The organism is Pseudomonas sp. FP1740, from assembly GCF_030687165.1.
In the GTDB taxonomy this organism is placed as follows: domain Bacteria; phylum Pseudomonadota; class Gammaproteobacteria; order Pseudomonadales; family Pseudomonadaceae; genus Aquipseudomonas.
In genome coordinates, this window is the sequence record NZ_CP117461.1 from 1,336,986 (window position 1) to 1,361,085 (window position 24,100).

A 24,100-nucleotide genomic window follows, 5' to 3' on the forward strand; every position below is an offset into this window, starting at 1 on the left:
GGCTACGTGTCGCCCGTTCCAATGAGGCCATCCCTGGACCTGCCAATCCATCATAAACACTGGGCAGGCCCGGCGTCTCAAACGAACAAAAAGGGCAAACACATGGCGACGTGCGGCGAAGTATTGGTCAAGTTACTCGAAGATTACGGGGTCGAGCAGGTGTTCGGCATCCCTGGGGTGCATACCGTGGAGCTGTATCGCGGGCTGGCCCGTTCGAGCATCAACCACGTCACTCCACGTCACGAACAGGGCGCCGGTTTCATGGCCGACGGTTATGCCCGCACCAGCGGCAAACCGGGCGTGTGCTTCATCATCACCGGCCCCGGCATGACCAACATCACCACCGCCATGGGCCAGGCTTACGCCGACTCGATCCCGATGCTGGTGATCTCCAGCGTGCAATCGCGCAGCCAATTGGGCGGCGGGCGCGGCAAGCTGCATGAGCTGCCGAACCAGAGCGCACTGGTCGGCGGCGTGGCGGCGTTCTCCCATACCTTGATGTCGGCGGCGGAATTGCCGGGCGTATTGGCGCGGGCCTTCGCGCTGTTCCAGGCCGGGCGTCCGCGTCCGGTGCACATCGAAATCCCGTTGGACGTACTGGTCGAAGAGGCCGATGACCTGCTCGCCAGCGTGCCAGTGAACATCGATCGTGCCGGTGCTTCGCCCAGCGCGATCAGCCGCATGACCGACCTGCTGGCCGGTGCCAAACGCCCATTGATTCTCGCGGGTGGCGGCGCCATCGATGCGGCGGCCGAGCTGACTGAACTGGCCGAGCTGCTGGATGCGCCAGTGGCCTTGACCATCAATGCCAAAGGCATGCTCGAATCCAGCCATCCGCTGCTGATCGGTTCGACCCAAAGCCTGGTGGCCACCCGTGCGCTGGTGGCCGAGGCCGACGTGGTGCTGGCCATCGGCACCGAACTGGCCGAAACCGATTACGACATCACCTTCGCCGGCGGCTTCGAAATCCCGGGCGTGCTGCTGCGCGTGGACATCGACCCAGACCAGACCGTGCGTAATTACCCGCCGAAGGTGGCGTTGGTGGCCGACTCGCGCAATGCCGCCCAGGCTCTGCTGAGCGCGCTGTCCCACAAGTCGCTGGCCGAGCGCCGCAACGACTGGGGTCAGGTGCGCGCCGCTCGCTTGCGAGAAGAACTCGCCGCCACCTGGGATGCCCCGACCCTGGCCCAGACCCGTTTCCTGGAAACCGTGCTGCACGAATTGCCGAACGCGGTGTTCGTCGGCGATTCGACCCAACCGGTGTACACCGGCAATCTGACCTTCAACCCGGAGCGTCCGCGTCGCTGGTTCAACTCGTCCACCGGTTACGGCACCCTCGGTTACGCCTTGCCGGCGGCGATTGGCGCCTGGCTCGGTGGCCGCGTCGAAGGCGGCACGCGCCCTCCGGTGGTGTGCCTGATCGGCGACGGCGGCCTGCAATTCACCCTGCCGGAACTGGCCAGTGCGGTGGAAGCGCGTACGCCGGTGATCGTGTTGCTGTGGAATAACCAGGGCTACGAAGAGATCAAGAAATACATGGTCAACCGCGCCATCGAGCCGGTGGGCGTGGACATCTATACCCCGGACTTTATCGGTGTGGCCAAAGCGCTGGGCTGTGCGGCCGAAACGGTCAACAGTGTTGACGGGTTGCGTGATGCGTTGCGCCTGGCCACCGATCGTCAGGGCCCGACCCTGATTGAAATCGACCAGACCCAGTGGATGAAGGCGGTGTCGCAATGAGTGTTCCCATGACCTTTCCGACGACCCTCGACGGCCTGTTCATCGATGGCCAATGGTCCGCTGGCAACGAACATCTGCGCGTGATCAACCCGGCGACCGAAGCCCTGCTGACCACCGTTAACGGCGGCGATGCACACGCTGTCGATCAGGCCGTCACCGCGGCGGCCAACGCTTTTAAGCAATGGTCGAAAACCACCGGAGCCGAGCGCGGGGCGATCCTGCGCAGAATCGCCGCAGGCGTGCAGGCCGGGCGCGAACAGTTGATGAAGTTGCAGTCGAGCAACAACGGCAAACCGCTGTTCGAAGCGGCCATCGACGTCGACGACGTGATCGCCACCTTTGAGTATTACGCCGGTCTGGCTGAAGGCCTGGACGCGAAACAAGACAGTGTCGTGGCATTGCCGAGCGACGATTTCAGCGCCCGTTTGCGCCGCGAACCGTGCGGTGTGGTGGGGCTGATCGTGCCGTGGAATTTCCCGATGGTCACCACCGCCTGGAAACTCGCCCCGGCCCTGGCCGCCGGTTGCTGCGTGGTGCTCAAACCGTCTGAAGTGACGCCGCTGCCGGAGCTGGAACTGGCGACGATCATTGCCGAGGCCGGCGTGCCAAACGGTGTGTTCAACCTGGTCTGCGGCACCGGCCTTGCGGTCGGCGCACCGCTGTCGGCTGACCCGCGCATCGCCAAGATTTCTTTCACCGGCAGCAACGCGGTGGGCGTGCAGGTGATGCAGCGGGCGGCGGAAACCGTGAAAGGCGTGAGCCTGGAACTGGGCGGTAAATCCTCGCTGCTGGTGCTCGCCGATGCCGACATCGAACTGGCTGTGGAAGTGGCCTGTGGCGGCGGCTTCTTCAACGCCGGGCAGATGTGTTCCGCGACCAGTCGCGTGCTGGTCGCCGATGAACTGGCGGATGAATTTGTCGCGCGATTGAAGGCTCGTGCCGAAGCCATCCGCGTGGCCGACCCGTTCGACCCGAACGTGGAGATGGGCGCACTGGTCAACCAAGCGCAATACCAGAGGGTGCTGGGCCACATCGATCGCGGCTTGAGTGCTGGTGCGAAGCTGATCTGCGGCGGCAATCGCCCGGCGGACCTTTCACGTGGATATTTTTTGCAGCCGACCGTTTTCATCGACGCGCCCCTCGACAGTGCGTTGTGGTGTGAAGAGATTTTCGGCCCGGTGATCTGCGTGCGCAGTTTCAGCTCTGAAGCCGAGGCCATTGCTCTGGCCAACGACAGCCCGTTCGGTCTGGTCGCCAGTGTGGTCACGCGCGACAGCGAGGCCGCCGATCGGGTCGCCAACGCTTTGCAGGCGGGGCTTGTGTGGATCAACGCGCCGCAAGTGATCTTCCCGCAGACCGCCTGGGGTGGCTACAAACAGAGCAGCATCGGCCGCGAATTGGGGCCGTGGGGCTTGCAGGCTTTCCAGGAAATCAAACACGTGATTCGGGCCGTCTGACAGCACGAAAACAGTGAGCGCATGCCTCGAAAGGAGGCATGCACTTACGTCATGGCTTCAATGAGTTTTTATCGATAGTCAGGTGTTTTGCACGACCTCAGGATGAACCCGCTGGTCAAGCTCAAGTCCTTTGAAACCGGGGGCTTCAAGCCGATCTGGCCGCGCGGATGCAACGGTTGCGACCAACCTCATACTTAAAAAAACAAAGGGAGTCCTTCATGGGCAAGCATGATCTGAACAGACGTCAATTCATCAAAACCGTGGGTGTGGCGTCGGTAGCCGCGGCAGCCATGAGCATGCCGTTCATCCGGGCCAATGCCAGCGACACGCGCTTTACGGGCAAGACCCTGCGCTTGCTGACCTGGTCTGATGACACGGGCCTTGCAGCACTGCGCAACATCGCGGCCACCTTTGAAGACAAGTACGGCTGCAAGGTCATCGCTGACCGCACCGGCAGTACCTCGGAAATGGTCGCCAAGCTCAAGGCCGGCGGTGATCGCCCGCAGTACGACATCATCACCCTGGCCGGCGTCGGCGCCGAAGGCCTGGCCGCCGCCAACCTGCTGGAAAAACCCGACCTCAACCGCATCCCCAATCTGGTGGACGTGCCGGAGAAATACCGCACCGGCGCCAATGGCCACGGTATCGGTTATCTGTTGTGGTGCAACAGCCTGGTCTACAGCACCCGCACCCAGAAAGAAGCCCCGGACAGCTACGCCGCGATGTGGGACGCCGACCTGGCGCCGAACATTTTCCTGCCGCCGCCGAACTGGACCGAGGCCATGGACCTGATCATCATCGCCGCCAAACTGGCCGGTGGTGACGAACACAACATCGAGCCAGGCTTCAAGAAACTCGCCGAGCTCAAGAGCCGCGTGGTGACCCTGGGTGAAAACCCGAACCAGATCGCCGAGCTGTTCCGCACCGGGTCCCTGGACATGGGCGGCTTGTACGCACCGGCGTTTTTCCCGAAACAGATCCGCGACCCGGCCTACGGTCTGGGCGCCACCTTCGGCATGAAGGAAGGTTTCTACACCGACCTGATGCTCTCGGTGATGCCGAAGAATCGTCCGGGCGATACCGACCTGGCCTACGCCTTCATCAACCACTCTCTGGACCCGCTGGTGCAGGGCAAGATGGCCGAAGACATCTACAACGGCCCGGTCAACGCCAAGGCGATCATCTCCGCCGAAGCCCGCAAGAGCCCGTACATCCTTACGCCGGAGCAGATTGCCGAGAAGGCGATCATGCACGACAACGCCTTCCTGGCCACCGTGCATGACCAATGGATTCGTCGTTACACGGAAATCTTTTCTTCCTGATCGAGTGGCGAACACAAGCCCTGAGAGCACCGCAAATCAAATGTGGGAGCGGGCTTTTGTGGCGAGGGGGCTTGCCCCCCGTTGGGGCGCGAAGCGGCCCTGAATCCTGTCATCGCGGTGCATCAGGTGTACCGCATGAGATGGTTTACGACTGCTTCGCAGTCGAACGGGGGCAAGCCCCCTCGCCACAAAGCCCGCTCCCACAGGATTCACGGCGGTTTTGAGGGCTGTGTTTGCCAGCTGCTTTCCATTGACGAGACCCTTGCTATGGAACACCAACCTCTGACCCATCCGGTAAGCGTCGCACCCACGCGCGCTAATCGGGGTGTCTCACCGACAGTGCGTGCGTGGTTTTTCCTCTCGCCGTCGATGCTGTTTCTCGGCGTGCTGATTGCCGCCAGCCTCCTGGTGCTGCGCATGAGCGTGGGCACCAAAGGCGCGGAGTGGTCCGGCTTCAGCCTGGCCAGTTACGCGCAATTGCTGGAACCGTACTACCTCAAATCCTTGCTGCTGACCCTGCGCCTGGCGCTGATCAGCGCGGTGATCGCGGTGCTGCTGGCGATCCCGGTGGCCTACACCATGTCGCGGCTGACCTCACCATTCGTGCGGCGGATTTTCCTCGCGGCGGTGCTGTTGCCGTTGCTGGTCAACCTGTTACTGCAAAGCTACGGCTGGCTGGTGATTCTCGGCCCGGGCGGGATGCTCAATCAGGCGCTGATGGGCCTGGGCCTGATCAAGCGGCCGATCATGCTGCTGTACAACCAGAACGGCGTGTTGATGGGCCTGGTGCAAACCGCGTTCCCGTTGGCTGTGCTGCCGATTGCCAGCGCCATGCGCGGAGTCGCCCGCACTTACGAAGAAGCCGCTGCAACCTTGGGCGCCAGTCGCCTGCAGGTGTTTCGCCAAGTGGTGTTGCCGATGAGTTTTCCGGGGATCATCACCGGCGCGACGTTGGTGTTTGCCTACAACGCCAGCAGCTTCGTGGTGCCTTTGCTGCTCGGCGGTCGGCGCGTGCCGATGTTGGCGGTGATGGTCCATGACCAGATCGCCCCGCTGATGAATTGGCCCGCCGCGTCCGCTGCCGGTGTGGTGCTGATCGTTACCACGCTCGCCATCATGACCTTGTCCGAATACATCACCGGCCGTCGTCGGCGCATGCTGGAGGCTTCCCAATGAGCACCTTGATCAAGAAGCGTCAGTCGTTGCTGCCGGGCGATACCGGCAAGTTCGCCGGCATCCTCTCGGGCTTCATTCTGCTGCTGGCTGTGTTGCCGATTCTGACCATGATTGTCATGTCGTTCAGTGGCGCGTCGAACCTCGACTTTCCGCCCAGCAGCTACAGCCTGCAATGGTACAAGGCCGCCTGGCACACGTTCGTCTCGCCGGACGCCAGCGACGTGCTGAGCCTGGGCAAAGCCATGAGCACCAGTTTACTGGTGGCCTGCCTGACCATGATCTTCGCCACGATCATCGCGGTGCCGGCGGCTTACGCGCTGACCCGTTGCGAGTTCCGCGGCAAGGCCGTGGCGCTGCAATTGATGTCGCTGCCACTGGTGTTCCCGATGGTGGTGTTGGGCCTGGCCTTGCTGCTGGTGTTCGACAGCCTGCCATTCCAGATCACCACCTCGCGGCTGGTGATTGCCCATGTGATTCTGGCGCTGCCGTTCGTGGTGAAGAACTGCACGGCAGCGATGCTCTCCATCGGCAGCGAAGTCGAAGAGGCCGCGCAAATGCTCGGCGCTTCACCGCTGCGGGCGATTGTCGATGTGGTGGTGCCGTTGATGAAGTCGGGGATTCTGGCGGGCATGCTGTTGGCGTTCATCGTCTCGTTCAACGAATTCACCGTGACCTATTTCCTCTACACCATCGACGTCATGACCGTGCCGATCTGGATGTACAGCCGCACCGTGTCGTCGCTCGACCCTACCGTTTTCTCGTTTGCCGTGCTGATCGTGCTGATCGACTTCGTGCTCATTTGGGCGCTGGAAAAGTTGGTTGGCGAAGGCGGCGTTTCGTTCTGATTTCTTGAGGTGATTCAAATGACTGGTCTGATTCTGGAAAACGTCGAGAAACATTACGGCTCGGCCTGCGCGGTAAAGGATGTAAACCTGCATTTGCCCGAGGGCAAACTGGTGTGTTTCCTCGGCCCGTCGGGCTGCGGTAAAACCACCTTGCTGCGAATGATCGCCGGGCTCGAAACCCTGACCGGCGGCGAGATTCGCCTGGACGGTGAAGACATCGGCCATACCCCTGCGTATCAGCGCAATTTCGGTATGGTGTTTCAATCCCTGGCGCTGTTCCCGCACATGACGGTGGGGGAGAACATTGCCTATCCGTTGAAACTGCGTGGGGTCAGCAAGGCCGATCAGCAGGCGCGGGTGGTGGAGTTGCTTGAGCTGATTCAACTGCAGGAAATGATTGATCGCCCGGTGGCGAAACTCTCCGGCGGTCAGCGTCAGCGTGTGGCGATTGCCCGGGCGATTGCCTCGCGGCCGAAAATCCTCCTGCTCGACGAACCTCTGTCGGCGCTGGACGCCAAATTGCGCGAATCGATGCAGGTGGAAATCCGTCAGCTGCAACAGCGTTTGAACATCACCACCATCATGGTCACCCACGACCAGCGCGAAGCCATGACCATGGCCGACATCGTGGTGGTGCTGGGTGAACATCGGGTGCAGCAGGTGGGCACGCCGATTGAGATTTATCGGCACCCGGCCAATGAATTCGTCGCGGACTTCATCGGTTCGGGGAATATTTTCCCGGCCACGGCGTTGGGCAACGGCAAGGTCAGCCTGCCGGGCGGCGATGCGCTGCAAGTGCCGATCTGCAGCAGCATTGTGGTGGGGGAGAAGGTGAAAATGCTGATTCGCCCCGAAGACCTGCAACTGTCGCAACCGCAGGCCACGGCGGGGAATCGCTTGCTGGGTAAGGTGACGTTTGTGCGGGATATCGGCGCGACCATCGAAACCACCGTCGAGTGTTCCGGGGTGTCGTTTACCGCGTTGAGCACGCCGTGTCAGGACGTTGGGTTGAGCATTGGCAATCCGGTGTCGGTGACCTTGCCGGCTGAGGCGTGCCGAGTGTTGAGCGCCTGATTTAACTGGCCCCATCGCGGGCAAGCCCGCGATGAGGCCATCAGCCACGCAACAAATGCCGGATCAAACCGTCAACCGCAACCGCGCCAAGTCCCGCAGCGGCGGTGCCCCGAACAATCGGCTGTACTCGCGACTGAACTGCGAAGGGCTCTCATACCCCACCCGATACCCCGCCGCCGACGCTTCCAGCCCTTCGGCCAGCATCAACCGTCGCGCTTCTTGCAGGCGCAGCTGTTTTTGATACTGCAGCGGACTCATCGCTGTCATCGCCTTGAAGCGGTGATGCAGCGTCGACACGCTCAGGTTCACTTCCCGCGCCAGGTCGTCGATGCGCAGCGGTTGCTCATAATTGCCGTTGAGCCATTTGATCGCCTGGCTGATGCGATGGCTCTGGCTGTTGGCGATGGCAATCTCATACAGCCGATGTCCCTGCTGGCTGCGCAACAGCCGATACAGAATCTCCCGACGAATCAGCGGCGCCAGCATGGCGATGTCTTTCGGTGTGTCCAGCAAACGCGCCAGACGCAGCACGGCGTCGAGCATGGCCGCGTCGATCCGCTCGACATACAGGCCTCGGCCCGTGGGCCGTGTGGGCAGGCCGATGGGGCCGGCGTCGGCAATCAGCGCGGTGATTTCCGCCGGGTCGATGTCCAGCCGCACCGCGAGGATCGGTTCTTCGGGCGAGGCATTCACCACCCGCCCGCTCAGGGGCATCGAGACTGATACCACCAGGTAATTCAGCGGGTCGTAATTGAAGTGTTCGTCCGCCAACCGAACTTCCTTGCGTCCCTGGGCCATGATGCACAGGGCCGGTTGGGCCAGCCCCGGGGCGAAATCATGGGATTGGCTGTGACGCGACATGAACAGCGAACCGACGGCGGTGGCGTAGGAGCCATCGTCCATGGTGTTGCGACGGATGAGGTCGGCCAGTTCCGCGCGCTGTTTTTCCATGTCAGCGGGAAGCGGAGCCTGAAAGTGATCGAGCGACGACATGCAGGGAATCCTCCGTGAAGTGTTGGTCATGGGCCGAGCTTAAATTTGTGCAAGGGACAGCGGTAGACACATCCTGTCAAAAGCTTGCCTGATTCTGCGCGGGGTGAATACACGAGGCTGCCATAGCAGGGCAACGTGGATGAAACTTGCTTAAAAGTGGTGTGACAGCGGTGTGACAGTACTTTGCGCGCTGTTACAGAGGCTTTTTGCAGTTGCGCAGGATTGTGCAATAAGCCGGCAGAAATCGACTAACGCTGACTGTGATGCGCCGCCTAATCTTGGATCCTGTCGCAGCCCGTCCCACGGCTGCCACTCGACTCCCCGGGAGGGTTGAACATGTCTACGCAGATCCCCGTCAGTCATATGGCCTTCGTTCGCGCCCGCGCCGGGCGTTCGGCAGAACTCGGTGCGCGCCTGAGCGCCCTGATCGAACCGTCGCGCAACGCGCCGGGTTGCCTGAGCTTCGCCCTGCAGCACTCGCAATGTGATCCCGAACTGTGGCTGGTGTCCGGTTTCTGGGCCAGCCAACAGGCGATGACCGCTTACTTCGGCAGTCCGGCGATGCAGATTTTTGCCGAGCTGGTGCAGGATATGGTGGTCAACAGCCTGGATTTCCATACCTTCAAGGATGTCTCGGCGACCCAGGCCCTCGGCCAGTCCCAGGCAGCGGTACACAAACTGGCCGGTTGAGGGTTTAATGGCGCAACTCTCCATTAGCCAGGATCCGCGACATGGCACGTAAAGCCTTTGAACACTTCGAAGCCGTTTCAGCAGTAGTACCGGGCGAGGGCGGTTACCACGCCGCGATTGCCGTCAAAGCCCTCGGTGGTTCCGGTGCCCCGGTTTTTCACAAAGTGCTGGAAGGCCAGACGTTCAAGACCGCTCATGAAGCCGACGAGGCCGCGGCCAAAGAGCTGACCCACCTCAAAGACGTCAAACAAGACGCCGACCTGCTCTGGTAATCACTTGACCGCCCCCGGGCGGAACATCTTGAACAGTGCCTCTGGCCCCAGCTGAAAATAATCCGCTGGTCCGCCGCCGCGCAGAATCGGTTCTGCCGCGGCGGTGTCGTACACCCCATCCTTCAACAGCCATTTGGCGATATGCACGGCGACCACTTCGCCGAGAATCAGCCAGCTCGGCACCACTTCCTTGTTGGCGCGCTGCAACTGAATGATCTGCGTGACCTTGCACTCGAAGGACACCGGGCTTTCGGCGACCCGTGGCACCTGAATGATTTTCGACGCGGCGGTGGTCAGCCCGGACAGTTCGAACTCGTTGACTTCCGGCCCGACCATGGCGCAGCTCTGGTTCATCTGCTCGGCCAGCGGACGCGTCGCCAGGTTCCAGGCGAACTCGCCGGTCTGCTCGATGTTGTTCAGGCTGTCTTTGCGCCCGACACTGGAGAACCCGATGATCGGCGGGATGTAGTTGAAGGCGTTGAAGAAGCTGTAGGGCGCCAGATTCAGGCGACCGTTGGCGTCCTGGGAGGAAATCCAGCCAATGGGACGCGGGCCGACGATGGCATTGAACGGGTCATGGGGCAGGCCGTGGCCGTTGGCGGGTTCGTAGAAATGGATATCGTCGGGCATGGAGTGAATTCCTGAGGGCGTTCGGGAGGTGAGCATGGTGCAAGGGCCAGCGGCAGATTTCCAGTCCATCCTCAATCAGTGTGGGTTTTGTGGAGATCACTGGGTTTTGCTTGCTCCAGAAATGACTAAGCCCGGCCAAAGCCGGGCTGTGTGGTGCGCTCAGGGATCAGTTGGTGCGAGCTGCATCGGTGCGATCGACGCTGTCGGTAGCGACTGTGGCTGCGTCGGTGCGGCTATCGCCAGCGACGTTGCTTTGTGCAGTGAAGACGGCGGAACCGGTGCGGTCGTAACCATCGGCGGCGAAGGTATTGGCGGCCAGCACAGAGAGGGCCAGAACGAGCATCAGTTTGGTTTTCATGGGTAACTCCAGTTTGCACAGCGCAATGAATTGATCAGACGGGGGCAGGATGCGTACTGGGCATTAACCAGCGATTAATCGGGCTCTCTTGTCTGCGTGACAGAATTTTCATCCTGCACTTACCTATTTTTCACCGCTCCACCGCCAGTCTGCGCACCGGTCAATAAACCGAAGAAACGACCGTCACGAACTGGAGCTTGCCTTGAATGAATAAACTTCCTCAGATCACCCTGGCGTTCTGGGTCATGAAAATCTGCGCAACGACCCTGGGTGAAACCGCGGGGGATTTGTTGTCGATGACCCTTGATGTCGGTTACGCCATCAGCTCGCTGATCCTGATCAGTATCTTTGTGCTGACGCTGGTCACGCAGTTGATGTCCAAAACCTACAAGCCGGTGCTGTACTGGATCGTGATTCTGTCGACCAGCACCGCTGGCACCACCATGTCCGACTTCATGGACCGCACCCTTGAATTGGGCTACGCCACGGGTTCGATGATCCTGATTGCGATTCTGCTGGGGATTTTCGCGGCCTGGCGCTTGAGCGGCGACTCGCTGAACGTCACCAAGGTCCAGACCTTCCGGGGCGAGATGTTCTATTGGATGGCGATTCTGTTTTCCAACACCCTGGGCACGGCGCTTGGCGATTACCTGGCCGACGACTCGGGCCTGGGTTTTGCCGGTGGTGCGCTGCTGATTGGTTCGACCATTGCGCTGGTGGTGCTGTTGAAATACTTCACGAAGATTTCGTCGGTGCTGCTGTTCTGGGTGGCGTTCGTGCTGACGCGACCATTCGGCGCGACCTTGGGCGACTTCCTGACCAAACCCCATGCAAAGGGTGGCCTGGATTTCGGCACCATCGGTTCGTCGCTGGTGTTGGCGGGGATTCTGGTGGTGATGATTGCGGGGGCGTCTTACGTGCAGGGCAAGTACGCGAAGCAGACGGCGGCCGAGTTGACTTGAGACTGAGTCGTCCTCTTCGCGGGCTTGCCTGCGAAGAGGACGGTACAGCCACTATCAATATTGCTGTCAGTCGGTCTCGATCCGCGAATGCTTGCGGGTGTCTTTCATGGTCACGTACACCAGCAACGACACCGCGATGCACGCCGTGACATACCAGTAGTAACCGGTTTCCATGCCGATGCTCTTGAACCACAGCGCGATGTATTCAGCGGTGCCGCCGAAGATCGACACGGTCAGTGCGTATGGCAGGCCGACGCCCAGGGCGCGGATTTCGGTGGGGAACAGTTCGGCTTTGACCACCGCGTTGATCGAGGTGTAGCCGCTGACGATGATCAGCGCCGCCATGATCAGGAAGAACGCGCCCCACCAGCTCTGGATGGTGTGCAGGGTGGTCAGGATCGGTACGGTGAACAGCGTCCCGAGAATGCCGAAGGCAATCAGGATCGGCCGCCGACCGACTTTATCCGACAGCCCGCCGATGATCGGTTGCAGGCACATGAACAGAAACAGCGTGGCCGCGGAAATCGTGGTGGAGTCGGAAATGCTCATGCCGACGGTGTTCACCAGGTATTTCTGCATGTACGTGGTGTAGGTGTAGAACGCCAGCGTGCCGCCCATGGTCAGGCCGACCACGGTCATCAGTTCCTTGGGATGGCGCAGCAAGGTGCGCATCGCGCTTTCTCGGGCTTTCTCTTTCTTGGTGAACGACTCGGTTTCTTCCATGCCGCGACGCAGATACAGCGCGACCACGGCACACAGCGCACCGATGGCGAACGGAATGCGCCAGCCCCAGGCGTACAGCTCTTCGGTGGTCAGGAAGTTTTGCAGCACGATCAGCACACCCAGGGCGATGAGCTGGCCGGAGATCAGCGTCACGTACTGGAAGCTGGAGTAGAAGCCGCGACGTTCCTTGGTCGCCATCTCGCTGAGGTACGTTGCCGAGGTGCCGTACTCACCCCCCACCGACAAACCTTGTAGCAGGCGGGCGAACACCAGCAGGATCGGCGCGCCGATACCGATGGTTTCATAGCCCGGGCTCAGGGCGATCAGCAGCGAGCCGAAGCACATCAGGTAGACCGACGCCATGAGCGCGGCTTTACGGCCGGCCTTGTCAGCGTAGAGGCCCATCAGCCAACCGCCGATCGGGCGCATCAGGAAGCCCACGGCGAAGATTGCGGCGGTGTTGAGCAGTTGGGCGGTGGTGTCGCCTTTGGGGAAGAAGACTTTGGCGAAGTACAGGGAGAAGGCGGCGTAGACGTACCAGTCATACCACTCGACCATGTTGCCGACAGAGCCGCTGAAGATCGATTTGATCCGGCTGGCGGTGCTTCTTTCTTTAGCCGGCACGGCAGCCGACCCAAGGGGCAGGGCGTTGGAGTTATCCATTGAAGGATCCTTCGTTTAATTGTTTTTGTGGAGCGCGTTTAAACGCAGCCTGCAGGGGCTATAGCAGGAGCTGTGCCAAGGGGAGGAGGGCCGGTTTAGAGGGGGTGGTGGATTTTGTTGAGCGGAAATCCGCTTATCGCACGCAAGGCGACAAGCGGATTTCCGCGCACGGACGGGGGGATCGTTCCCACGCTCTGCGTGGGAATGCCTCTACGGACGCTCCGCGTTCGGCTTTGGGACGCAGAGCGTCCCGGGCTGCATTCCCACGCAGAGCGTGGGAACGATCATGACTCGCCGAGAAACATCTCTCGGCTCAAGCCATGCCGCTGCATCTTTTCATTGAAGGTACGGCGCGGCAGTTGCAGTTCTTCAAGCACCGCTTTCACATCGCCCTTGTGCCGGGTCAAAGCCGCGCGCAGGCAATGGGCTTCGAAGGCTTCCGCCTGCGCTGCCAGCGACTGGCCGGGATCGATCCCCACCGGTTCCGGTTCGCCGAGGCCCAGCACCTGGCGCTCGGCGACGTTCGCCAGCTCGCGCACATTGCCTGGCCAGTCGTGGCTCAGCAGATGGCTCAATTGCGGCCCGCTCAACGGTGGAAAGGTACGGCCAAGGCGTTCGGCGGCACTCTGGGCGAAGAACTCGAACAGCAGTGGAATGTCTTCACGCCGCTCGCGCAACGGTGGCAGGCGCAGCTCGGCGACGTTCAAGCGATACGCCAGGTCCTCGCGAAAACGCCCGGCCCGGGCTTCATCCAGCAAGTCGGGTTTGGTCGCGGCGATGACCCGCAAATCCACGCGGATACTCTGATTGGAGCCCAATCGCTCAAGCTTCTGTTCCTGCAACACCCGCAGCAGTTTCACCTGCTGGGCCAGCGGCATGCTTTCGATTTCATCGAGAAACAGCGTGCCGCCGTCGGCGTATTCGAGCTTGCCGATGCGTTTGCCCTGGGCGCCGGTGAACGCGCCGCTCTCATGGCCGAACAGTTCGGCCTCGAACAACTGCTCGGGAATCGCCGCGCAGTTCAGCGCGACAAAGGGTTTGTCGGCGCGGGGGCCGAAGTCGTGCAGGCAGCGGGCAACCAGTTCCTTGCCGCTGCCGGTTTCGCCACGGATCAGCACATTGACCGGCAGCGTCGCCAGATCCAGCACTTGCCGGCGCAGTGTCTGCAAACCACGGGACACCCCCAGCAGTGTGGCATCGAGTTTGGCGCGATTGTCGGCCTGTTCGTGCAGGGCACGGTTTTCCAGCACCAGCCGGCGCTTGTCCAGCGCCCGGCGCAGGCTGCTCAGCAGGGTTTCCGGGCTGAAGGGTTTTTCGAGGAAATCGTAGGCGCCATCGCGCATCGCTTCGACGGCCATCGGCACATCGCCGTGACCGGTCAGCAAGATCACCGGCAAATCGGCGTCGCGGCGCTGCACTTCGGCCAGCAGCTCCAGCCCGCTCATGCCGGGCATGCGCACATCGCTGAGAATCACTCCGGGGAAGTGTTTCGGCAGTTTCGCCAGGCATTCATCGGCACGGCTGAACAGTTGTACCTCGAACCCCGACAGGCTCAGCCACTGTTCGACGGCGCTGCGGATGCTGCTTTCGTCATCGACCACCATCACCGAGTTGAGCATCAGGCAGCTACCTCCAGATCGATGGGCAACGTCAGGGTGAACACCGCGCCTTTCTCGCCATTATCGGCGCTCAGGCGTCCGCCCGCTTCGTGGACGATGGCAAAGGACACGGCCAGCCCGAGGCCTAGGCCATCACCCACCGGTTTGGTGGTGAAGAATGGATCGAACACCTGGCTCAAATGTTCTTCGGCAATGCCGCCGCCGTTGTCGATCACACTCAGACGCCATAGCTGTTCATCGGTTTCGAGACGAATCTCCAGACGCTTGCAGGGTTTGCCCTGCATGGCGTCCAGGGCGTTGCGCAGCAGGTTGATCAGCACCTGTTCCAGACGAATCGCATCACCACGCACCCAGGCCGGACGAGTCAGGTGCAGCACCAGGCTGACCTGTTCATCGCGCAGGCGCGCGTCGAGCAATTGCAGGGCCTGATCCACCACCGCTGCCAGATCCAGCCGTTCGCGCAAACCGCTGGGGCTTTTGCGCGCGAAGGTTTTCAGGTGGCCGGTGAGGGCGGCCATGCGCGTGAGCATGTCGTCCACCGGTTTGAGCGCCTTGTAGGCGTCGTCGACCCGGCCGTGATCGAGTAGCAACCTCAGCGTAGCAAGCTGCATGCGCTGGGCGGTCAGGGGCTGATTGATTTCATGGGCCAGCGCTGCGGACATCTGCCCCAGCGCCGCGAGTTTGGCCGATTGCACCAGTCCGTCCTGAGCGGTGCGCAGGTCACGGGTGCGTTCTTCCACCAGTTGTTCGAGTTCTTCGCGGCTGCGTTGGCGCATTTTGGCCAGGCGCCAGCGTTGATTAAGGAACAGCAACAGAAACACCAGCGCCAGCCACAACCCGGCGGCGGCGAGCGCGGCGTTACGGATGTCTTCGAAGGCGACTTGCGGGCGGCGCAGCAGGTGCAAGGTCCAGCCTTCAGTGGTTAGCGGCAGCGATTCCCACAGGTAGTTTGCCGTGCCGTCAGGACCGACGACGCGCGCCAGATCACTGTTGTCGTCAAAGCGCTGCAGCGATTGGTAATCCAGCGGTGTCAGCGGTTGTTTGTCGTATTGCCGGGTGGCCTTGAGCTCGGCGTGATCGCTGTCGTTCAACGGTTTCAACAGGCGATAGCGCCAGCCCGGCTGGTTGGCAATGAAGATGATCCCGCGCGCATCGCTGACCAGCAATGTGTCGCTGCCCTGACGCCATTCGCGCTCCAGTTCCGGAAATTCCAGTTTCACCACCATGGCGCCGAGGAACTCACCGCTGTCGCGGGTCACCGCACTGGAGAGAAAGTAACCGGGAATGCCGCTGGTGACACCTACCGCATAAAAGCGCCCGGCGCCCTGGGTGCGGGTCTGGCTGAAGTAGGGGCGAAAACCGTAGTTGTGGCCGACATAACTGCTGGGCAAACGCCAATTGCTGGCGGCCACGGCCAGGCCGGTGCGGTCGAGCAGTTCCAGAGTCGAGGACTGCGCCGCACCGTTGATTTTTTCCAGTTTGCGGTTCAGTGCTTCCTGCTGCTCAGGCGTTACCGGGCCATCGAGCGCGGCGCGCAACTCCGGGTCCAGCGCCAGCACGGCGGGCAGGGCACGGTAGCGGTCGATCAGGGTATGCAGGGAATTGGCGTACAGCGCCAGTTGCTGATTGGCGCGGGCGGCGTCTTCTTCCAGCGCCTGGCGTTCGGCGTGGCGCAAGGCGAAACCGGCCGCCACTGCGGCTCCGGCGAGGATCAGCAAGGTATAAAGGGAAATACGCACTGTACGAGAAGTCGGCAGCATACTGTGGAAAACAGGAAGTGATACGGGCGCGCACCATAACATGCGCGCCCTGTGTGGGCAGCGCCACATGGCGTAAACACGATGGTTTACGCCGCGACCCGATGACCTTTTCCATGGGCCTGAACCTTCTGCAGCAGATCGCCCAGCAGGCCAACGCTCTCGTTGGTCTTATCCTTCAAGGCCTTCCCATCGCAATGCCTACGCCACTGCTCATCGCGCTCACCGCTTCCGAAGGCATGTGCGCCAGGGTCGCCTTCAGTATTTCGCTGGCCGCCAAGGTCGTGGCCTCTTTCGTGAGTTTCAATTGCGGCTTGTGAGAACTGAGGTTCATGTTCCTGTATTTTGATTCAACGTCACCGCTGGTCTCCGTGCGCAGGTAAGCCACCTAGCGAATGGGCAGGCCTCTTGCATCAGTGGCTGTCAGGTCCGGGGTTCTGCCAGAAACAATGTCAGTCATTGTTCACGCAGCCCTTTTTGTATTTCGAGAGACCGCACGGGATTGGCGCAATAAAAACTGATTGTCCGTGGTGCCCTGCTCTTTGTATTGGGCCATGCCTTTTTGAGCACGATTGATGTAATCGAGAGTTTTTCGGGTTGCCTCTTGCAACCCCGATCGGGGAATCGGCTGCTTGGGAAGCATGCCCCCGGGATTGATAACGTCTGTGCCCAATGCATCGAAAGCCGCTTGTGCACCTTCCCAACGTTGTTCGACAGCACCTTTCCAATCAGCGAGCATCGTTTCGATCTTGCCAACCTTGACCGGATCGAGCCGGTTCTTGATGTCTTCGGCTTCCATAGCCCGGGCGAAACTATTGATCGTGCCGGGAATGATCGATATCCACGAGGACATCACCCTGTTCATCATGAAATCAGGATTGAGGACTTTATTGAGCGCTGGATGGACAACCTGATCCTTCAGATCTCTCCAGCTATTGATTTGTTTTTTAACGGATTCAGAGATACCCAGCGAGCGATCGATCGCTTCAACGGAAATTGTCGAGGTTTGCGGTATGAGCGGGCCCATCCCCGGCAACCTGTTTGTTACCGGCGCGGTCATCGCGCCGGCAACATCCCCGGCAACGTTGCCACCGATCAACGCGTTGGGGTCCAGGAACTGGAGTGTATAAGCGACGCTCGGAAGAACATTACTCGCCAGTTCGGTACCTAAAAGTCCAGCCTCATAGCCGGCAATCCCGTTGACTACTTCTGATGCAAAATTAACCGCCAGATTTCTTTTGATGTTCTTCTGATGAATGATGTTGTCGATTTGCCCGAGAGTACGATCGGCGTGGCCACCCACGGCGGAAATGAAAGCCGAATAGTCGAGAATCTCACGTTCTGCAAGGGATCCCCCTTCAGGATCCACATAGCGCAGCGGGTTGCTTCCGACAAACGCATACAGATTCAACCCATCCACCACCCCCGCCGGATCGGCACTCACCCAGCGCCACAACCACGGCGCGTAATAACGGGCGCCGTAGTAACACAGCCCGCATTCATCCATTTCCTTGCCTGAATAGCGGATGGTTTTATAACTGACCTCCAGCGCAGAGCTTGCTATCAGCCAGGCGGTGCCGCCGAACGGGTAATAGCCCTCGTGACTGACTATCCGCGCGTTTTGATCCAGTTCCATCACACTGGAGCCCAAGTGATCATCGAGGCTGTAGCGCAACTGATCCTTATCGATTGCTTCAGGTTTGCCGCTGACCCAATGCAGGCAACGCACGCTGCCTCGTCCGCCCGGCACGGTAATGACGTGCAGTTCCTCGCCGTTGTCGCGGGTGCGGATTTCCAGCCCCGGCAAGTAGATCACTCGATGAAAATGGGTGAGGGTCGAGGCTTGCCATTCATGGTGTTTGAACACCCGTACACCCTGGCTGTAGCGAAAGACTTCTACATCGTTGGGGTCGTCACGTTCAACCAGCGTTGCGCTGGCCAGTTGATCGCGGCTGTTCCAGTGCAGGGGTCTTCCCGGGGCCGAGGCCAGGAGATTGCCATGGCGGTCGAACAACTTGTCGAATTCCGGTGGCGGATCACCCGGTTTCCAGCGCACGCCACGATTGCTGTTCGGGTCGATGTACATCTGGTGGGTGTAACCACCCACTGCACGCTCATGGGTCAACTTGATCAGATTGTTGCCGTGGTCGTACGTGTAAATCTGTTTGTAATTGATGTGGTTTTTCGGGTCGCTCGGCGAGGGGCGACCCGGCAAGTCAGAGCTCGGGACAGCATCATGCCCGGTGGCGCTGGTCAGCCGGTACAGCGAGTTGTAGGTGAATTCGCGGTGGCCATCGATGAGCTGGTTTTTGAAGAACACCGGTTTGAACGCGAGGTCGTCGATGCGCAACACGTTACCGACCCGGTCGTAAAGGTATTCAAAGAACTGCAGCGGGGCCTGCCCGGGTACACCGGCGCTCATGCTGTTGAGACGGCCATCGGCCTCGTCGTATGTCCGGGTGCTGACCACCTGGTTGCTGGCTTTTTGCTCAATGATCTGGCCGGCGGCGTTGTATCGGGTGTCTTCAAGAACGGGCGTCCAGGCCGCCGTGGGTTCGAGTCGCAGGTGTACCTGACGCAGTTGCCCGCTAATGTCGTAGCGCATCCGTTGCTGATGTTCGCCGGCATCCGTCTGGGTCAGCACCGCGCCGAGCGGGCTGTAGGTTCGGCTGCTGGTGAAGGTCCCGGCCTCGCTGAGGGTTCGTCTGTCACGCAGCGGTTGGCCGTGCAGGCTGAAACTCTTGATCTCAAGTTCGCCTGAGGGGTCGACTTGCTTGATCAACTGGCCACGCAAGTTGTGGGCGGGATCAGCCGATACATCGGCGTAGATGTTGGCTTCGACTGGGCCCTGACCATGCTCTTCAAGCGTCAGCACACGCAGCTGGTTGTCGTAAGTGGTGCGCCAATGGTTGCCGCGTTCATCCCAGTGCTGGAGGGTTTCACCGGCCAGCCCCGCCAGGATTATCCGCACGCCGGCATCGACGCTGTCGACCTTGACCGATTGTCCGGTCAGGCCGTAAACCGTGGCCAGGTTGGGTTTGGGAGCATCGGCCAGTCGCGGGTCCCGTTGTTCCACCGGCTGCCCGATAACGTCATGGCGTAGCCGGGTAATCAAAGGTTTCACAGTGCCACCTGCCACATTGCACAGGTAGGCAATCTGGCGTACTGGCAGGCTTCGCGCATCATGGGACGTTATTGACGGTGTATTGCGGTCGACAGTACTCATCATTGCTTGTCCGCCTTGAATCCTTTCGTGTCTGGCGCGACGTAGGTGTCATTAAAATCCAGCTTGGTTGTGAACCAGGGGTGGATTTTTTCCAGCGCGATATCCCCTTTGGCGTTGATGACCTTGATAAGGCGCCCCAACACATCGTAGAAACTTTTATCGTGATGGCCGAATTCCTTGAGGCAATCGTCGTTGATGTAGCCGTAAGCATTGGCGAAATAGGGACGATAGGTTCGTACCGGCAGTCCTTTGTTGTTGTATTCCACGCGCTCGCTGATGCGCCAGCGACGCTCGGCGTGTGCAACTGCTGGCTTGCCGTTTACGATCGCCAGTTTGCCTTTTTCCACGACATAGGCATCACCAGGCTCGACCTGTTGCTGGGTTTGCAAGGGGCGGCCGAAGCCATCGACCAAGCTGAGGGTGATCTGGATTTGCGAGGGTTCTTCATCGTAAAAGTCGCGATCAGCGCTCAAAGCGACGCTGTGCACCGGAATGCGAGGGACGCTGACCAGCAGGTCCCACAACGCTTGTTCTGCCGGTGTCCGGGTCTTGAGTCGGGCCAGGCGCAGGCGGGCACTGGCACGTATGTGCAGGCTGGGCAACACGTAACCTTGCGTGATCCAGTCATCCAGCCACTCCGATGTCTGCCCCACGGAGCCTTGGAGCTGGCCCATCCAGCTGAAGAGGTCCTTGCGAAAGGTGCTCGCCGCGTTTTGCAGCGCTTCCTTGGGGTATTTGATAGCCGTGTCGGGGCTGGCATCTTCAGGACGGTTGTATTTGTCGATGGGCAGGAAGCCGGCGGGAACACCGTTTTCTGTTCCGTGATAGGTGACGGTGTGCGGACCAGAGGGATCGTAAAGGGCCTCTTCAACGTTGTCGTTGGCATCAGTGGTGCGCAGCGCTAGCAGTAAGTGGTAATCGTACTCGACGCGAGTGGTGCAGCCATCCGGCTGCTCGACGCTGAGGGGCGCGAGACAGTAAGCGTCGTATGTCGCTTTGGTCACACCATGGCTGCGGGTTTCGTTGTATTCAATCACCCGGTAGAAGCGATCGAGGCCTGCATACTCGGCAAAGTTGTAGAGCGCGGACCAAAGATTTTTCTGTTTGTCCTCTTCTTTGTCGGCCTCTTCGTCGGTGCCCAGAAACAGCTTCATGGACAGATAACCAATCTTCTCAAGTTCTGCCCGGATATCGATCGCAGGCGTTACGTCGTCGTAGACCTCCAGCGCTTTCTTGTCCAACTGAGCGATTTCCATTGGCCCTGCCAATGCCTCGAATTGGGCATCGCCATCCGGCAACTCGTCGTTGGTCGTCGTGACGTAGCGTTGCACCGATTGCGAAGTCAGTTCCCGTACAGCCGCCCATTCGGCTGATGCGAACAGCTTGAGAAACTGTCCATAACAAATCTCCTTGGGATCAAGGCCTCCAGCTTCCGATTTCTTGGGCAATACCAGCGCATTGCCGCGTTGTTGATAAGGCAGGCCGAGCCGCCAGCCTTGCGGGTCGAGCAAGTGAATGAAACTGGCGAGGGTTTCGCTCAAGTAGTAGAACTGTTGGGCCCGATCGTGGGCATCAATCCACCATGTCCTTTCATCGATATCGGTAAAGGGCGGTTCATCCTCCTCGGTCCTGCGCCGGGCATAACTGACCGTGATGCTGTGGGTCGTCAACCCGAACTCTTCCCGTTTCAAGTTAATGACATGGCGGCACAATGGGTCGTCGATGAAGCGTTCATAGTTGTACGTGATGGTTTCCAGCAACGACACCATCAACACCGCGTCGGGATGGTGTTCGCCACGCTCACACACTTGGCGAACGATGTAGCGGGACTGCTCAACCAGGTAAGGAGTGGCCGGGTCATTTTCCGCGTAGGTTTCCACTCTCAGCACCGAGCCGGCGAGGGCACGCGCGATGGCGTGGGCCATGGCCTCATCGGCAGGCTCGATGAGTTCTTCGCATTCGTCGCTCGGGTGGTATCGACAAAACAGCGTTTCGCCCAACGGGTGCGCATCATCGTCACGATCGAAGTAACCGTCGCAAGACCTGTCGATCTGTTTGCCGGTATGAAACCAGGTGCAAACCAATGCCGGTTCGGTGAAGCTTTCGTCTTCATCCGAAGCGGTTTCGCTGTCGGTCTGGTGCAGCCGCCCGAAGCCGCGGAATTCCCGGTCCTGATTGTCGTACCAGGCCTCGAAATAGCTGAAAGACTGATTCAGGCAATTGCCGGTGATTTCGTCGAGCTGGGTTTGTTGGCTGACGACCTGCAAAGCGAAAGGCAGGTATGAAACGGCGTGTTGATTGAGGTCGAGAATTCGCTGTTTTTCATCCAGCCATTCCTGCGCGGAACTGCGGTACACCACCTCCGTGCGGCACCCCATGTTGTTGTTGCTGGCGATCATCAAATACGGTTTGGCGCCGACAAAATCATAGCGCCAGTGCCGGGGTTTCATGTGCGGCACGGTCAGGATCAGGCTGGCGCAACCGAGCCCTTGCAGGTCGGCGAGCGAGACCTGGCACAGGTTGTCGTAGCGCACGCCTTCGGGCCAAAGGACAGTGATCGGGTCTGTCGCAAACCCATTGCCGCCCTGGTTGAGGTAAATGCAGAAGTCATCCGAGTTCAGATAGATCAGCGCAGGGGCGCCCGAGCCGTTCACGTCGGCGATGCGCACCCGCGCCGCGTCGAAAGTCGCGTAATCGAAGGTCGGGCCCTTGATGACAAAACCCGTACCGAATGTTCCGTGCCCATGGTTCGGCCAGCATTTGATTTCGTCGTGGCGAATGCGGCACAAATCGGTCATGTCGCTGCCCAGCAGGTTGCCCAGAAACACCAGCTCACTGCGGGAGTCGCTGAACGACGGCAAACGGTCATCCAGCGGCTCATGAGTGACTTCCTCGGGGCTGGCAAATCGATCACGCTGGTTGGCGTAAAGGCGTACAGCGTTGGGACCGATCATCGCCAGAGAACTGAGCCCATCGCCGTTGAAGTCACCCAATTGTGAAAGGGTGTGGAAAAACTCCAGCGCAAACGCTGTAAACGGAATGAAGTCTGACCAGGTCCTGTCCGGGTTCAGCGTACAAAAACCGCACATTCCGGGTTGAGCGATGACCCAGTCCAGACGACCGTCGCCGGTCAGGTCCATCAAGGCCTGATGCACTTGCTTGTTCTGGTCGGCCACCGGGATTTTTTCGAGCGCTGTCCACGGGCCATAGCTGATGCGATCACCACCACCGCCGGCCTTGTCACGCAACGGTTCCCGGTAGTACCAGCACTGGTCATAGCGGCACAGAAATCCCGGCAGGCCTTCACCGAACAAGTCGACGCATTGATAGAACTGCCCGTCTTCGATACCAGGCTGGGTGTCGAACGGGAAGAACGGTATTGGCTGTGTATTGAGTTCGAAAGCCGAATAATCGAACTCCATCGGCGGCATGGTTTCCACGGCGCCGCTGGCGTCATACGCCTGATAATGCGCCGCTGTGATTTGACTGTAGGACCAGAGCCCGGTATTGCCCGAGTACTCCAGCAGCAAGCGGCGCACCAGCACCGGTTTATCACCCAGTTCCGGAAAATTGTGGAACATCAGCACTTGCCGGCAGAGGCGCCGAGTGCCCACTTCAAAGCCTCGCCCATAGGACGAAAACGGGTCGTTACGGACCAACCACGGCTTGAGTGTCGCGCCGTCATAAACCGGTTTTTCAGCCAGTTCCAGCGTGCGTTCGCCGTAATCGAATACCAGGTGAAAGAGCCATACAGGTGGTGCCGGCCTCAAGACACTCCAGCCGTACAACTGGTCGCTTGCGTCAACATTGCCATAGAGCACCCGATGCAAATATCGCTGGGCCCGGTAGTCATGCGGGTCAGGAAGCTCGTTCTGTTCCTCTGACAGGTACTCGTAGCAGATGTGTTCGCCATGGGCGTTCATGCTTTCCTGCAGCAGCCACGCTGCCACACGGAGTGGCGCTTGCGGGTCGGCCACGCGGGAGCTGTGGTCTTTGCCGAAAAGGTGCAGGCTGCCGTCGGCTCCATGCACCAACCAGAAACCCTCTGGCGTGACGTCGGAATACCAGAATTCGATGAGCTCGAACGTCTGTTCGACCCGCGGCCGATACCGCACTACCTTATGGTTGCCGATGGTTTGGCCGCGGTATTCGCTTACGTCCCTGGCCTTGATGTTGCCCTCGTCATCACGCTCGGGCATCAGTTCTTCGCCCGCAGTGTTGAGGAACACGTCATTGCCCAGATAACGCGGCACGCCCTTGGTGGTCTGGCGGGTGATGGCCGGGAGGTCCACCTGCCAGCAAAGACCGAAGATACCGTTTCCGGACTGGCTGCTGTAGCTCAGCGAGAGCTGAGGATCCCAGCCACGGCCAGACGAAATAGGCAGAGGCAATACAAATGAAGCGGCTCCCGTCGGACCCACCTTGCCCCAGCTTTTGCCGATGGTGGCGATCGAAGCACTCTTGGCGATAGAGGGTTCAGTGATACTCAGGGGCGCTTGCTGTTCCATGGGGCTGATCCTGTTTTGGCCTGGCGCTAGCCCTGGCAACGGTGTCGCTGGATGGATCAGACGCTAACAAAGCAGGAACGCTACG

The 24,100-nt window shown here is 60.1% G+C and carries 18 protein-coding genes; 10 read left to right on the top strand and 8 right to left on the bottom strand.

Annotation, left to right across the window (positions count from 1 at the left end; all coding sequences use genetic code 11):
* The first annotated feature begins 102 nt into the window (after positions 1-102).
* From PSH69_RS05770 to PSH69_RS05795, 6 genes are all read left to right on the top strand, one after another.
* Positions 103-1,740 (top strand): 5-guanidino-2-oxopentanoate decarboxylase, encoded by a 1,638-nt coding sequence (locus PSH69_RS05770; RefSeq protein ID WP_305411336.1) that lies wholly within the window; start codon positions 103-105, stop codon positions 1,738-1,740.
* An 8-nt stretch (positions 1,741-1,748) separates the two neighbouring features.
* Complete coding sequence (locus tag PSH69_RS05775) at positions 1,749-3,197, top strand: aldehyde dehydrogenase family protein (RefSeq protein WP_305411337.1); 1,449 nt, start codon at positions 1,749-1,751, stop codon at positions 3,195-3,197.
* A 218-nt stretch (positions 3,198-3,415) separates the two neighbouring features.
* On the top strand, positions 3,416-4,519 hold the full coding sequence (locus PSH69_RS05780) for an extracellular solute-binding protein (protein ID WP_018926559.1): 1,104 nt from the start codon (positions 3,416-3,418) through the stop codon (positions 4,517-4,519).
* Between the two features lie 267 nt (positions 4,520-4,786).
* On the top strand, positions 4,787-5,695 hold the full coding sequence (locus PSH69_RS05785; RefSeq protein WP_019581522.1) for an ABC transporter permease: 909 nt from the start codon (positions 4,787-4,789) through the stop codon (positions 5,693-5,695).
* On the top strand, positions 5,692-6,540 hold the full coding sequence (locus PSH69_RS05790) for an ABC transporter permease (protein ID WP_019581521.1): 849 nt from the start codon (positions 5,692-5,694) through the stop codon (positions 6,538-6,540). The genes PSH69_RS05785 and PSH69_RS05790 overlap by 4 nt, the downstream gene beginning before the upstream one ends.
* 18 nt (positions 6,541-6,558) lie before the next feature.
* The gene (locus tag PSH69_RS05795) at positions 6,559-7,614 is read left to right on the top strand and encodes an ABC transporter ATP-binding protein (protein ID WP_305411339.1); all 1,056 of its coding nucleotides are present in this window, start codon (positions 6,559-6,561) and stop codon (positions 7,612-7,614) included.
* Positions 7,615-7,677: 63 nt separating this feature from the next.
* On the opposite strand, the gene PSH69_RS05800 is transcribed toward PSH69_RS05795, so the two are convergent.
* Positions 7,678-8,607, bottom strand: a complete 930-nt coding sequence (locus tag PSH69_RS05800; protein WP_305411340.1) for an AraC family transcriptional regulator — start codon at positions 8,605-8,607, stop codon at positions 7,678-7,680.
* A gap of 336 nt (positions 8,608-8,943) precedes the next feature.
* Between PSH69_RS05800 and PSH69_RS05805 the strand changes: the two genes are divergently transcribed.
* Positions 8,944-9,297 carry a putative quinol monooxygenase gene (locus tag PSH69_RS05805; protein WP_230174931.1) on the top strand — a complete coding sequence of 118 codons (354 nt, stop codon included), beginning with the start codon at positions 8,944-8,946 and terminating at the stop codon, positions 9,295-9,297.
* A 41-nt stretch (positions 9,298-9,338) separates the two neighbouring features.
* Entirely contained in the window at positions 9,339-9,569 is a 231-nt protein-coding gene (locus PSH69_RS05810) for a hypothetical protein (RefSeq protein ID WP_019581518.1), read from the top strand.
* Here the strand turns inward: PSH69_RS05810 and PSH69_RS05815 are convergent, their stop codons facing one another.
* Complete coding sequence (locus PSH69_RS05815; RefSeq protein WP_018926552.1) at positions 9,570-10,199, bottom strand: flavin reductase family protein; 630 nt, start codon at positions 10,197-10,199, stop codon at positions 9,570-9,572.
* 166 nt (positions 10,200-10,365) lie between these two features.
* Positions 10,366-10,557, bottom strand: coding sequence for a hypothetical protein (locus PSH69_RS05820; RefSeq protein ID WP_096480976.1), 192 nt, complete (start codon positions 10,555-10,557; stop codon positions 10,366-10,368).
* Between the two features lie 206 nt (positions 10,558-10,763).
* Between PSH69_RS05820 and PSH69_RS05825 the strand changes: the two genes are divergently transcribed.
* Positions 10,764-11,519 carry a hypothetical protein gene (locus PSH69_RS05825; RefSeq protein WP_305411341.1) on the top strand — a complete coding sequence of 252 codons (756 nt, stop codon included), beginning with the start codon at positions 10,764-10,766 and terminating at the stop codon, positions 11,517-11,519.
* A gap of 66 nt (positions 11,520-11,585) precedes the next feature.
* On the opposite strand, the gene PSH69_RS05830 is transcribed toward PSH69_RS05825, so the two are convergent.
* The 3 genes from PSH69_RS05830 to PSH69_RS05840 all read right to left on the bottom strand — a co-directional run bounded on the left by PSH69_RS05830 (position 11,586) and on the right by PSH69_RS05840 (position 16,284).
* Entirely contained in the window at positions 11,586-12,905 is a 1,320-nt protein-coding gene (locus PSH69_RS05830) for an MFS transporter (RefSeq protein ID WP_018926549.1), read from the bottom strand.
* Between the two features lie 284 nt (positions 12,906-13,189).
* Positions 13,190-14,524 carry a sigma-54 dependent transcriptional regulator gene (locus PSH69_RS05835; protein WP_305411342.1) on the bottom strand — a complete coding sequence of 445 codons (1,335 nt, stop codon included), beginning with the start codon at positions 14,522-14,524 and terminating at the stop codon, positions 13,190-13,192.
* Positions 14,524-16,284: an ATP-binding protein gene (locus PSH69_RS05840; RefSeq protein ID WP_305411343.1), complete on the bottom strand. Its 1,761-nt coding sequence runs from the start codon at positions 16,282-16,284 to the stop codon at positions 14,524-14,526. Before PSH69_RS05840 ends, PSH69_RS05835 begins: the two co-directional genes overlap by 1 nt.
* A gap of 113 nt (positions 16,285-16,397) precedes the next feature.
* On the opposite strand from PSH69_RS05840, the gene PSH69_RS05845 reads away from it, so the two are divergent.
* Complete coding sequence (locus tag PSH69_RS05845; RefSeq protein WP_305411344.1) at positions 16,398-16,601, top strand: hypothetical protein; 204 nt, start codon at positions 16,398-16,400, stop codon at positions 16,599-16,601.
* A gap of 143 nt (positions 16,602-16,744) precedes the next feature.
* Here the strand turns inward: PSH69_RS05845 and PSH69_RS05850 are convergent, their stop codons facing one another.
* Positions 16,745-19,510: an RHS repeat domain-containing protein gene (locus PSH69_RS05850; protein WP_370695229.1), complete on the bottom strand. Its 2,766-nt coding sequence runs from the start codon at positions 19,508-19,510 to the stop codon at positions 16,745-16,747.
* The gene (locus PSH69_RS05855; RefSeq protein ID WP_305411347.1) at positions 19,507-24,015 is read right to left on the bottom strand and encodes a SpvB/TcaC N-terminal domain-containing protein; all 4,509 of its coding nucleotides are present in this window, start codon (positions 24,013-24,015) and stop codon (positions 19,507-19,509) included. Before PSH69_RS05855 ends, PSH69_RS05850 begins: the two co-directional genes overlap by 4 nt.
* Between the last annotated feature and the right edge of the window lie 85 nt (positions 24,016-24,100).